This window comes from Bacillus pretiosus (assembly GCF_052947655.1).
On record NZ_CM129593.1, the window covers coordinates 5,183,525 to 5,196,849 of the forward strand.

Consider the following 13,325-nt stretch of genomic DNA (forward strand, 5'->3'; position numbering starts at 1 on the left):
TTAACTATCCTCTCTATTTCAGTAAAAGTTTTTTATATGCATTATAAGTATCTTCATACAAATTCTTTAGCGAGAAATGAGTAGATGCATGATTATATAAACGATTTCCCATCGCTTCTAATTCACCATTCAACCATTTTTCATAAGCATTTTCTAACGCGTTTGCTAACGAATCCGCATCACCAATCGGTACAATCCATCCATACGTATCATCAACTATTAACTTTTTCATATCACCTACATTTGTTGCAATAGATGTTAAGCGTTGATTAGCCGCCTCTAATAAAACAAGAGGGAAGCTTTCGCTATAAGAGGTTAACAAATTAATGTGTGCAGATGCATATAATTCTTTTGAATCTGTACGAAAACCTAGAAAAATCACCTTATCCTCTAAGCCCTTTTGTTTCACCATCTCTTTTAATTCTGCTTCTATAGGTCCATCACCAAGCAAGAGCACCTTTATATTTGGAATTTTAATTTTTTGTAACGCTTCAAATAAAATATCATGACCTTTAACAGGATGAAGACGCGCTACTTGAACAGCTGTAAATACTCCTTCATCAATGCCAAATTCACTTTTATCATAAGGTTTTGCTGGAGTATTATCATACTCGATTCCATTATAAACCGTACAAATCTTCTCTTCTGGTACACCTAGTTTTATTATGTTTCTCTTAAAGTTTTCCGTAATTGCAAAGAATAAATCTACCTTCCTGAAAGAACGTAAATTTAACTTCGTAAATACCCATCCTTTTAATCCCCTCTTCATAAAATCCAAAGTTGGATCACTGTGGACAGTCATTATCCATTTCGCTTTTATACCTTTTTTCAAGAGGGAGAGATAGAAATTTGCTCGTGCGCCATGTGTATGCACAATGTCAAATTGATTTTCATTAATAAATGCTTTTATTTTTGAAAGAATTGATAGGTCGTACCGAGATGATTGGGTAAAAACATGCACTTGAATACCAAGGTTTCTCGCCTCTCTAGCAATCGCACCTTCTTCAAATACCATTAATTCCACTTCTTCCTTTGAAAATTGAGATAAAAGTGAAATAATATGTGTTTTCCCCCCACCTTCTTCTGCACCAGCATTCATATGCAACACTTTCATTTCTTACATCCCCCATTTTTTCTTTTTATTTACTATAACAAAATAAAAGCTAACATATGCTAGCTTTTATTTTTCTATCATTCAATTTCCAAGTCAACTATTAAATATGCCATGATTATTACTAAGTAGAAACTCACTCCAGGTGCAATTAAAATATGACCAGCCATGAATGAGATACCTAATCCGAGAAGTATTGCTGCAATCATCATTGCATATTTCACTGTGAATATTTGTTTAAATTTAGTAAATATACATGCAATAAATTTAATACCAAAGTATAAGAATGGAATTACAAGTAAAATGAACCCTATGATTCCGAAAGAATAGAACCAATCGTGGAAGTCACGTTCAATTAATTTCGGCTGTTCTTTATAGTTACCAGCATAACCCATTCCTAATAATTTTTGAGACATTGGGGCTTCATTATAGAAATCTTTATACATCTGTTCAAATAATTGACGCCCACTAAAAATAAGAGCTTGCGTTTCTTCTTTCTTCTCCGCTACTTTTTCTTTTGCTTTTTCTTTCTCTTTTTCTTGCTCTGTCACAGGAGGTTTGTGCTCTTTAGCTTCCTCCTTCTTTTTCTCTTCCTTTTTCGCACTCTGTTCTTGTTCAATTAATTGGAAATGGAATCCCATATTTTTCATAAACGGTGAAAAAGGTGTATATGCCAATATGCCTATAAATACAGTTATTGCAAGAAAACCATTTAATAAATAGGCATGTTTCTTTCCATCTTTACGCTGTGTAAATGCCTGAATAAAGCACATAACAACTGCGATAGCCATTGATCCAAAGATTGCTCCTACGCCAACCTTTGTCCCAATTGCAAATAGTGAATAAACAACTAAAATTGAAGGAATCCAATAGTACGCTTTACCTATACTTTTTGTTCTTTCAATTGAATACAAAATAACAATTGGACACATGATGGCTAAAATAGATCCTAGCTCGTTACCTGCATAAAACCAACCGCGTGATCCTAACTTTACCCATTCATAACTATTATAATCTGTTCCAGTAGTAATCGAAGCTACCATGACTACTCCTATAATTAGCGATGCATACGTAACATAGTCACGCATTTTTGAATTTGAATGGCTTTTCTCTTTTAAAGACTTAAATACAAATACATAACAAGTAAGCATAACAAACGGATATAATGCTTTTGCTATAAACTTAATTTCCTCTGTAAGTACCATAGGATCTTTTGTAAGCTTGTTATTTACCAATCCGATGGTGAAGACTATTCCTACTAAGATTATATACAATATATATTTTATATTTCCTTGTTTCTTCGTTTGAATTAAAATATATATCCCGCTTAGGAACATAACGAATAAGCGTGTAATAACTCCAATGGTCGTATCAATTTTTAAAACCATTATACAGAATGCCGTGAGCAAATCTAAAATTGGTTGCAACAAAATAAAGATTAATAGAAAATTTTCAAATTTATTACTTTTACTATTTTCGCTTAACATCTAGAACCTCCATAACTATTACCTAATTTCAATCTATACTGTTAATATTTTTTTCTTATCTCAAATATTTATTATAACATATATTTTTTAATTAAACGCCTCACATTTCTCCCCAGCCTTACCTTATAGAAAAAAGCATATTTGCATTTTCAAGCGCTTTCTTTCCTCATTTTTTCTTTTTTTCTACATGTAAAGAAAATGCATTGTTATTTACATAACTTTAGTGTATATTTTTTCTCTGGAACATCTTTAGGAGGAAGGGATTACAGCAATGTTATTAATCGACATATTTACGTTTCTTGGCATTATCGCCGCTGCTATTTCCGGTACATTAGTTGGTTTAAAAAAAGATTTAGATTTATTCGGTGTCCTTTGTTTAGCTGTAGCTACAGCGCTCGGTGGCGGTATTATTCGTGATATTATGATCGGTAACCTGCCTCCTGTCGCATTTGTTAAACCCATTTACTTTTTCGTAAGCGTATTATCAGCATTATTTACTTGTATGTTTTTTGAGCGTATCAATAAACTGCAAGTCGTTATTATGCTTTCTGATGCTGTTGGCTTAGGTGTTTTTACAGCTATTGGTGCAAATGCAGCAATGTCACATCATGTTGACGCCTCATTTTTAGTTGTTTCAATGGGAGTCATTACAGGTATTGGAGGCGGTATTTTACGTGACATTTGCGCTCAAGATATCCCCTACGTATTCCGAAAAGAGATTTACGCAATCGCTTCTATCTTAGGAGCAATTAGTTTCCTAATCACATATGCAATGGGGGCACACGTACTAGCTTTCTATGTTTGTTTATTAGTAACATTTATTATTCGTGTTGTCACTGTAATATATAATGTACATTTCCCTGTTTTCTTTAAAACACATGCTAAAATTAATAAAGGCCATTAAGAGAATTCTACACAGAATTCTCTTAATTTATATACTATTCTACACACTAATATAGAGTAATTGTATATAAAAATATATAATTATATTAGAACCAAAAATGAAAACGCTTTATACACAGGGGGAAGAACGATGCTTCGGTTTTTTAAAAAACATACAAATAAAACAAACGCCAGTATACTTGAATTAAGTAAGGATCAAAAAATCACTTTTAACGTGCCTACTAATTCTGAACTGAAAATTCAAATGGATATGCTACATATTTCAAAAGAAGATTTACAAATCGTAAAGGTACTACAGCCCTTTATTTATGAAGAAATTGATTGGATTACGGAAAAATTCTATGCCAATATTACAAAGCAGCCTAATTTAACTACTATTATTGAACGTTATAGCTCTATTCCAAAACTAAAGCAAACTTTAAAAACACATATAAAGGAATTATTCAGCGGAGATATGCACGAAGATTTTATTGAACAACGTGTTAGAATTGCCAAAAGACATGTACAAATTGGTTTACATAGAAAATGGTATACTGCCGCTTATCAAGAATTATTCCGCTCTATCATGAAGATTTTGCAAACAAAAATTACAACAATTGACGATTTTTCTTATTCTATAAACGTAATAAACAAATTATTCACCCTTGAACAAGAGCTCGTTATTGCGGCTTATGAATCTGAATATGAAAGAATGCAAAAAGAACATGAAAAAGAAAAAGAAATAACAGCTATGACCATTACGCATATTGCAACAGAACTAGCATCTGTATCTGAAAAAACGAGTGCTTCTATTCAACAGTTAACCGCTAAATCTGAAACTATTGTAGAAATTGCCAAAACAGGTACATCATTAGCTACAACATCAGAAGAAAAAGCGAATAAAGGGAAAGAACAATTAAATCAACAGAATAAACGAATGGAATACATTCAAACAAACATGGAAACGATTATTACAGATACTCATGAACTTCTCGATATTTCTAACAAAATTAACGAGATTATAGACATTGTAAAATCAATTGCAGAGCAAACAAATTTGCTCGCACTAAATGCTGCTATTGAATCTGCACGTGCTGGGGAATTTGGCAAAGGCTTTTCTGTTGTAGCTGGAGAAATTCGCAAGTTATCAGAGCAAACGAAAGAATCTATATTCAACGTTACAAAGCTCGTTGAAAAAACAAATGAACAAATTGTTCGTGTCTCTTCTTCAGTGAAACAAATTAGCTCCCTCGTATCTGAAGGAACGGATAGTATGTCTGCAACAGATCAATACTTCCAAGAAATTGTAAAAGACATGTCTAACTCGAAAGAACAGAATAAAAAAATTGAAAATGAGTTAGAAACCATTTCACAAGTAATGAAAGGAATTCAAGACGATTCCTCAAAAATGGCTCTAACAGCTGATAGTTTACAACTAGAACTGAATAGATAGGGTGAAGCTTATGTCAGTAGAGATTCTTCATCTCTGCTGACTCTTAGTCCTCATCTTCCATCCATAAAAAAAGAATCCAAACTGGATTCTTTTTATTTTCTGAAGAATATTTTTTGACAATAAACATAACTCATATAAACACCAAAGCTTTGCAAAATAAACAAGGCTGGCACAATAAGATTGTAATATGCCATATCTACTTGGAAGAGCCTTAACAATACGTATCCGCCAATTAACAAAACGAACAACATATATCCTTCGTTTTGTTGTTTCTTAATAAGAAAGTGTAATAAAGCTATCGACATAAATAATGTTACCGCTATATATATAAGTTTTTCACATTTAAATAGAATAGAATGTATTCCCTCACCTGAGAATTGATTAATTACTGGCTTTAAAAGTTTAAATCTTTCTTCTTCAATCTCTTTTAGCTTTTGATCAATATGCTCTGTTACGTTTTGATTCTTTGTTATTTTTTCCTCATTTTTACTTTTTCCAATTAAAACAGATTGAACATACGTCTCATTTGAAATTGTATATTGTGACATTCCCATTGTCTGAATTCCATAACTCACACCAAAATGAGCACTATAAAATAGAATAAGTATCCCTATCATCTTTAATAGTACTTTTTGCTTCATTGCTGATTGAAAGAGTTCAATTAACAACACATATACAGCAATAAAAATAGGAAGAAATAATCCTATTGGGAAAATCATATTACTGCATGCAAATAAAATTGCTGAAAGTACCCACATATAAGGATGATCTAAACCTTTATATAAAAGTATGTAGCAAGCCAAATAAAATAAAAATATTGCGAGCGATTCTGATGTTAATAAGGAACTCATAAATATATTCGGAATATATAAAGCGTAAAATACAGACGCAATACGGCCGCATTCTTCTCCGAAAACCATTGCTGCAATACGATAAATGAAAAATGCAGTCCCTGTGCAAAATAAAATATTAAATAACTGCAATGCGAATACTGTATCGCCAAATACACGAATAATTATTGATTCATAAATAATAAAAGGTAACTGCGCTATGCTCTCTACGTTATTACCAATTGCAATCTGCTTTGCAGACTCAAACATAGCTTTCATATCACCAATTATTGGAACGTCTACAAATAGAACCATACTAAGTCTCACAATTATAGATGTACTCATAAGAAAAACAAGAAATTGTTTTTCTGTAAAGCGATACTGTAAAATCGATGCCACTAACAACATAAGAATAACAAAAATAACCAATACAATTGTTACACTTGTTGTACTGTCGCCAAAAAATTGTTTACTTGTTTCAAACGCTGACCAACAACTATAAACAAAAAATGCGAGCATCGCACCAATCATTATTTTACTAAAAAAAGACGAAAAATTTGTTTGTATATGCTTCATATGTCCATTGCACCTCTATTTCCATTCATAACAAAACGATTCTATCATGAATAGGTACACAGCTGATAGGGAATTTCTATGACAAATACAGGGTCCTAATTTTTTCACTTGCAATGTAAGCGAATCCTCTTTTACACTACACTTTATATAGTAATAAATTTTCTTTCAGTTACATGAATACAAATACAGAAGTTTTACTAACCCTCTTCTGGAATTCTTTACTTCATTAAATATCTATTGATTTTTAATTTTTTGTACTCCACTTACAATACATGTCATTCTGATTGAAAACAGAAAATAGGGGCTGACCATATGGAAAAGAAATTCATGCGAGAATCCAAAGCAATTAAAACAACACGTGTTTTTCCGAATGATTTAAATAATCATCAAACACTTTTCGGAGGAAAATTATTAGCGGAAATTGATAGTATCGCTTCAATTGCAGCTGCAAGACATAGCCGTAAACATTGCGTAACGGCATCTATCGATTCTGTTGATTTTTTAACTCCAATTCACCAAGCAGATTCTGTTTGTTACGAAGCATTCGTATGTTATACAGGAAAATCTTCGATGGAAGTGTTCGTAAAAGTAATTGCAGAGAATTTATTAGCAGGCGAACGTAGAATAGCTGCAACATGTTTCATTACATTCGTTGCATTAAAAGATGGAAAACCTTCATCTGTCCCACAAGTACTACCTGAAACGGAAGAAGAACATTGGCTACACACAACTGGTTCTGAGCGTGCAGAAAGTAGAAAAAAAGGGCGTGTAAAAAGCAAAGAAATGGCTGAAGTTTTAACTTTAAGTAAACCTTGGAGTATATAGGCCTTCACCATTAAAACATCTTTTGAGCGAATAGCTATCACATATTCGCTCATTTTTTATAAACAATTTCACACCTTCATACAACCATTACTCCTTTTCACACATATTATGTAATATTTTTATACATACCCGTTCGCTATTAACTTTTTCTAATTGATAAAATCTCATTTATCCCGCTATTTTCGGGCTGTAAAACTACCGTGTAGCAAAGACTTTAGGCGGGAGCCCTGTTGCCCGTAAACGCCCAATTGATGAGTGCTGATAATCAATAGGAAATGTACACCCCCCCACTGATTAAAGTTTCACTTTATAATACAGTTCGATCCCATCAACAGTTGCTTTACAAAGTTTATGTAGGGTACACTTATACGGGTGGTCAACAAACAATTTAAGGATTTGTAAACAGTGTAGAAAACACCTTACACTTCATTATATTGAGAGAATTAACTCTAGTGAAAAAACTGGATTATTTTAATGGAAAGGTGAAATTATGCAGAAATCAATTGCTTCAAATATTTTTTATAAAATACTGCTCAACACGTTTAATATTATACTTCCAATTTTAGTTGGTCCTTACGCATATCGAACATTAGGGGCCAATTCAATCGGAACCGTTAACATTGCTGAAACTTTTTTCAATTACTTCTTCGTGTTCGCCGTATTTGGTGTATATCAATATGGTTTACGTGAAATTAGCTTAATTAAAAACGATAAAAAGAAAGTTTCTAAGTTATTTACAAGTCTCTATGTAATTAACTTCACAACTAGTATTTTAGCTTTATCAGGCTTTGTGCTCTTTAGTTATATTGGATACGGACATGAAAGTTTATTTCCTGTTCTTCTTATTTTCGGTTTTAATTTTATATCTAACATGTTTTATGTGGAATGGTTCAATGAGGCATATGAAAATTATGACTTCATCACTAAAAAAACAGTTATCGTTCGATTAATCTATGTCGTACTTCTTTTCTCTTTCATTCATGGGGTTGACGATTACAAAACATATGCTGGTTTATTAGTATTATCGACATTTTTAAACCACTCTATTAGCTTTATATATGTGAAACGCCAAGTGAAATTTGATTTTTCCGACTTAACAATTATTCCTCATTTAAAACCGTTACTATTAGTCTTGATTTTTTCAAATGCTAATATTTTATATACTCAATTAGATCGTCTTGTTTTAGGGGTATATGTTGGAAAAGAAGAAGTTGCATATTACGTAATGGCTTTTCAAATTATGATGATTATTAATACACTTATGTTAAGTGTTGTACAAGTAACCGTTCCAAGACTGTCTTATTTATCAGGAAACGCGTCTGAAATGGAATATGAGTCTTTACTAAATAAAATTTCAAAAGTATATTTCATTACCCTATTCCCTGCCGCAATTGGTTTAATGCTCATTGCTCATGGAGCTGTTGTTATTTACGGTGGACAACAATTTGCTGAGGCTGGTAATACATTAATTGTTTTCGCCTTCTATATGATTACAGTCGGTATTGAGTCCATTTTATCGAATCAAATTATTTATGTGAAAAAGAAAGAAAGCATTTTAGTGCGATTTTTATTCATTTGTGGATTTATCAACTTGGCATCCAATATTGCATTAATATTCTTCCATATACTTACACCAACAACCGCAATTTTCACAACAACAATTGCGAATTGTTTCTTAATCACATTTGAATATATTTATGTGAAAAAGAAATTAAAAGTGAATTATACGTTATTTGATATACAAAAACTTAAATATCTATTTTATTCCCTAACATTTGTCCCCATAGCATTCGTTATTGATATGATCGTATCTGGACAAATACTACAAGTTATCCTAGTCATAATAACGTGTGGATTAACGTATGCCCTTATCCTCTTTATAACAAAGGATGAAATTCTCTTTTCACTACTTGAAAAGATATTAGCACGATTCAAAAAAGCTTAAACTCAATCTCTAAAAGGAGCTGTTAAACTTGAAATTTTCTTTAATCATGGCTACTTGTGGCAGACGTGATGATATTCTTGACTTACTAAAATCACTTGAACAACAAACTTACAAAAACTTTGAACTTATCGTAGTAGATCAAAATGATACGCCAATCTCTGATTTATTTGATGAATATAAAGATAAATTTTCTATTAACTACATTTATACACCTATTAAAGGGCTATCGAGAGCTCGAAATGCAGGATTAAAAGTAGCAGATGGTGATTTCATCGCTTTTCCAGATGATGATTGTATTTATGAAACAAATGTTTTAGAGAGTATATTAGAAACTTTCAACTCTAATAAAGATGTTCATTTCATCTCGACAAACACTACAAATGTTGAAGGTACAGGTTCTTTAATACACGCACCGAATACAGACATTATTTTAAATAATAAGTATGGATTCATGGGGCCTTCTTTCACACTATTCTTCACAAAACAATTTGTACAAGCTGTAGGTACATTTGATGAAGATTTAGGTGTTGGTTCTGGCACGATTTATGGAGCTGGTGAAGAAACTGACTTTGTACTACGTGGGATGAAACAAAATTACACTGGTTTATTTAGAAAAGATCTGTTCGTATATCATCCTGTAAAAGAGGAAATTATTAATGAACAATCATTAAAACGTGCTATTTCTTATGCTGGTGGTTTTGGTAGGGTTATTCGCTTACACTATGGATTCCCTTATTTCATACGTGCTGTCGCTGCCGCAACATTCCGTATGACACAAAACATTTCTAATGATAAGCGTAAATTCCACGCAAATCGCTTACGCGGTATTGTTCGTGGATATTTAAAATAAAAAATAAGGTGTAACCACTTTTATTAAATGGTTACACCTTATTTTTTTATTTCTCTTGCATCGCTTGTTTCTTGCAAAGCAACCCATCATTCTTTTGTAATCGCATACCTTGCTTGTCAGTTACATTATATATTTTTGAAATGATAGCATTATATCCAAGAATTTAGTATCATGATTCAAGACACTATTTAGAAATGAACGGAGGACATTATGAGCTTATTAACTGTTGAAAAATTAGGCCATACATTTGGTGATCGTACATTATTTAGAGATGTATCCATGCGCTTACTCGCAGGAGAACACGTTGGATTAGTCGGAGCAAACGGTGTTGGTAAATCAACATTTATGAATATAATTACTGGTCAGCTTATCCATGACGAAGGTCGTGTAGAATGGACACCTGGTACAAATTACGGTTACTTAGACCAACATACGATTTTAACACCTGGTCGCACGATCCGTGACGTATTAGCAGATGCATTTTTACCTTTATTTGAAAAAGAAAAAGCTTTAAATGAAGTTGCAGAAAAAATGGGAACTGCTACACCAGAAGAATTAGAGGAACTTCTTGAACAAATGGCAGAAATTCAAGATGCCCTTGAAGCAGGTGGCTTCTATTTATTAGATATTAAAATTGAAGAAGCAGCGCGCGGCCTTGGAATTGATGCAATTGGTCTAGATCGTGATGTTGCGGCATTAAGTGGTGGACAACGTACAAAAGTATTACTTGCAAAGTTACTACTTGAGCAACCAGAAGTATTACTATTAGATGAGCCTACCAACTATTTAGACGTTGAACATATCCATTGGTTAACAAGTTATTTAAAAGAATATCCACATGCATTCCTATTAATTTCCCATGATACGGAATTTATGAATAAATGTGTCGATGTTATTTTCCATCTAGAATTCACAAAAATGACGCGTTATACAGCAACATATGAAAAATTCTTAGAGCTGGCAGAAATCAATAAAAATCAACATATCAATGCTTATGAAAAGCAGCGAGAGTTTATCAAAAAACAAGAAGATTTTATTGCAAAAAATAAAGCCCGTTACTCAACAACAGGCCGTGCAAAGAGCCGTCAAAAACAACTTGATCGCATGGAACGTATCGATCGTCCTGAAACAGCTATTAAGCCTGAGTTCTCCTTTAAAGAAAGTCGTGCAAGTAGTCGATTTGTCTTCGAAGGGGAAAATGTAGAGATTGGATATACACATCCGTTATTACCGAAATTAACAATGACAATTGAACGTGGTGAAAAAATTGCAATTGTTGGATGTAATGGTGTCGGTAAGTCAACACTGTTAAAAACGATTTTAGGTAAGATTAAACCATTAAGCGGAAAAACAAGTCTTGGTGACTTCTTAAACCCATCATACTTCGAGCAAGAAGTAAAAGCTGATAATATAACACCCATTGATGATGTTTGGAATACATTCCCTAGCTTAGACCAGCATCAAGTACGTGCAATGTTAGCGAAATGCGGTTTAAAAAACGAACATATCTCTCGTCCACTGAATCAATTAAGCGGTGGCGAACAAGCAAAAGTTCGTTTATGTAAACTAATGGGTGAAGAAAGTAACTGGCTACTCTTTGATGAGCCAACAAACCACCTTGATGTTACAGCAAAAGAAGAGTTGAAAAAAGCGATGAAAGCATACAAAGGAACAATTCTTCTTGTATGCCACGAACCAGACTTTTATGAAGAGTGGATAACAAAAACTTGGGATGTAGAGAAATGGGCCCAAGAAAATTCTTAATCCCCTAAAAAACATCCCTTTACACTGCTATTTAGCGTGTAAAGGGATTTCGTTTTAAAATAAACATACAGTATGATAAGGAGTTTTTAGTAATGCAACGTACATTCCCCCTAAAGCTTAATATACTTTTTGTAAAGTGCTTATTAGTACTATGTCTAATTATTTCTGCTGCTATAACGTGGCAATCAATAGTCGTAATTCAAGAAAAAACTGACACACATTCCTTTATTATCATCCCGATTATTATTCTAATAGGCCTTCTATTTTTGCTTATTGGCTATATTTCTAATAAGTATATGTCTACATTTATATTTACCGTTTCACTTATTGTTTTAGCTTTTTCTGTTCGATTAATTTGGGTTCTCTACGTTCCAACTCCTATCGAATCAGATTTTTCAGTGATGTACAATAGTGCTATTCAAGCTACTAAAGGCGATTTTAGTTTTGCACAAGATGACTATTATACTTCATGGGTTTATCAACTTGGATTTACAATGTACCAAGCCCTCATTATTAATTTATTCGGTGAAGGGCCTTTCCTTCTAAAACTTTTAAATATAATGTATTGCACAGGAACAACCTTGCTAATTTACAAAATAACTTCATATGTTTTTAATGAATGGTCTGGAAGAATGGCTGGATTACTATATGCATTATATATCCCAAGCATTGTAATGAGCTCATTACTAACGAATCAACATATTGCCACATTCCTATTTTATCTTGGGTTTTATTTATTAATTACAAAAGGCCTAACCCATAAATATATGTGGATTTTTATAGGGATCTCCCTAGCTTTAGGAGATATTATGCGTCCACTTGGCGCTTTAGTTTTGATTGCAGTAGCTCTTTATGTCTTTTTACAAGGTATATTAGGAAAATCAAAACAGGATATTTTAACTTCTATAAAAAAATTGTCTGGGATTTTCATCATTTTTTACCTTGTTCATTACATTATAAGTTCTTCATTTATATCTGCCGGAATTACCCAATATCCGCTATCTAACAGGGATCCTCTCTGGAAATTCACCGTAGGACTTAATCACGAAACAAGAGGTGGATATTCTTCAGCAGATGTAGAATATGTTATGTCCTTTGAGCTTGGAAAAGAACGAGAAGCCGTTGAGAAGAAATTGATTCAAGAGCGACTAGCTGATCCACAAAAGGTTTTATCTTTATTTAGTGATAAATTCACGATTATGTGGGCAGATTATGATTCCGCCCCAGTATGGAGTCTGGCAACACTAAGTAACACAGAGAATGATATGGTTACCTTGCAAGACGACCTTAAGACATACGATAAATATATATATATTACAACTATGTTATTTGGCACGTTAGCAACTTTTTATCTCATACTAACTAAGCAAAACAACACACATTACACACTATTTTTATTATTAATAATTGGCTATATAACGATTCACTTCTTAATCGAATATCAAACAAGATACCGATACTTTATCATCCCTAGCTTTACAATCATTCAAAGTTATGGACTATATGTAGTTTATCGTCTCATGTCTAAAAGAAAGACTACAAAAATATAAGATAAGGCCAAATAAAAAAGGCATGAGCTCGATGCAATACCGAGCTCATGCC

Annotated in this window: 10 protein-coding genes and 1 pseudogene; 8 read left to right on the forward strand and 3 right to left on the reverse strand. The window is 32.8% G+C overall.

The window, feature by feature from the left end; genetic code table 11:
• Positions 1-13 precede the first annotated feature (13 nt).
• The gene (locus ACU8YW_RS26840) at positions 14-1,114 is read right to left on the reverse strand and encodes a glycosyltransferase family 4 protein (RefSeq protein ID WP_088065067.1); all 1,101 of its coding nucleotides are present in this window, start codon (positions 1,112-1,114) and stop codon (positions 14-16) included.
• Between the two features lie 77 nt (positions 1,115-1,191).
• The gene (wpaB, locus tag ACU8YW_RS26845; protein WP_426934430.1) at positions 1,192-2,598 is read right to left on the reverse strand and encodes a secondary cell wall assembly protein WpaB; all 1,407 of its coding nucleotides are present in this window, start codon (positions 2,596-2,598) and stop codon (positions 1,192-1,194) included.
• A gap of 271 nt (positions 2,599-2,869) precedes the next feature.
• Between wpaB and ACU8YW_RS26850 the strand changes: the two genes are divergently transcribed.
• The 3 genes and pseudogenes from ACU8YW_RS26850 (at position 2,870) to ACU8YW_RS26860 (ending at position 4,933) form a co-directional block, all read left to right on the forward strand.
• On the forward strand, positions 2,870-3,502 hold the full coding sequence (locus ACU8YW_RS26850) for a trimeric intracellular cation channel family protein (protein WP_000924376.1): 633 nt from the start codon (positions 2,870-2,872) through the stop codon (positions 3,500-3,502).
• A 249-nt stretch (positions 3,503-3,751) separates the two neighbouring features.
• Positions 3,752-4,129 (forward strand): annotated as a pseudogene (locus ACU8YW_RS26855) (protoglobin family protein); the annotation flags it as partial.
• Entirely contained in the window at positions 4,127-4,933 is an 807-nt protein-coding gene (locus ACU8YW_RS26860) for a methyl-accepting chemotaxis protein (protein ID WP_370512865.1), read from the forward strand. The pseudogene ACU8YW_RS26855 and the gene ACU8YW_RS26860, both read left to right, overlap by 3 nt.
• A 92-nt stretch (positions 4,934-5,025) precedes the next feature.
• Here ACU8YW_RS26860 and ACU8YW_RS26865 read toward each other — a convergent pair whose 3' ends face one another.
• Complete coding sequence (locus tag ACU8YW_RS26865; RefSeq protein WP_088065069.1) at positions 5,026-6,339, reverse strand: ArnT family glycosyltransferase; 1,314 nt, start codon at positions 6,337-6,339, stop codon at positions 5,026-5,028.
• A 312-nt stretch (positions 6,340-6,651) separates the two neighbouring features.
• On the opposite strand from ACU8YW_RS26865, the gene ACU8YW_RS26870 reads away from it, so the two are divergent.
• The 5 genes from ACU8YW_RS26870 (at position 6,652) to ACU8YW_RS26890 (ending at position 13,273) form a co-directional block, all read left to right on the forward strand.
• Positions 6,652-7,164 carry an acyl-CoA thioesterase gene (locus ACU8YW_RS26870; RefSeq protein WP_000412135.1) on the forward strand — a complete coding sequence of 171 codons (513 nt, stop codon included), beginning with the start codon at positions 6,652-6,654 and terminating at the stop codon, positions 7,162-7,164.
• A gap of 490 nt (positions 7,165-7,654) precedes the next feature.
• Positions 7,655-9,109, forward strand: coding sequence for an oligosaccharide flippase family protein (locus tag ACU8YW_RS26875; RefSeq protein ID WP_087981894.1), 1,455 nt, complete (start codon positions 7,655-7,657; stop codon positions 9,107-9,109).
• A 28-nt stretch (positions 9,110-9,137) separates the two neighbouring features.
• Positions 9,138-9,959 carry a glycosyltransferase family 2 protein gene (locus ACU8YW_RS26880; protein ID WP_087981893.1) on the forward strand — a complete coding sequence of 274 codons (822 nt, stop codon included), beginning with the start codon at positions 9,138-9,140 and terminating at the stop codon, positions 9,957-9,959.
• Positions 9,960-10,169: 210 nt separating this feature from the next.
• Positions 10,170-11,723: an ABC-F family ATP-binding cassette domain-containing protein gene (locus ACU8YW_RS26885; protein WP_087981892.1), complete on the forward strand. Its 1,554-nt coding sequence runs from the start codon at positions 10,170-10,172 to the stop codon at positions 11,721-11,723.
• Between the two features lie 92 nt (positions 11,724-11,815).
• Entirely contained in the window at positions 11,816-13,273 is a 1,458-nt protein-coding gene (locus ACU8YW_RS26890; RefSeq protein WP_097890086.1) for an ArnT family glycosyltransferase, read from the forward strand.
• Positions 13,274-13,325: the final 52 nt, after the last annotated feature.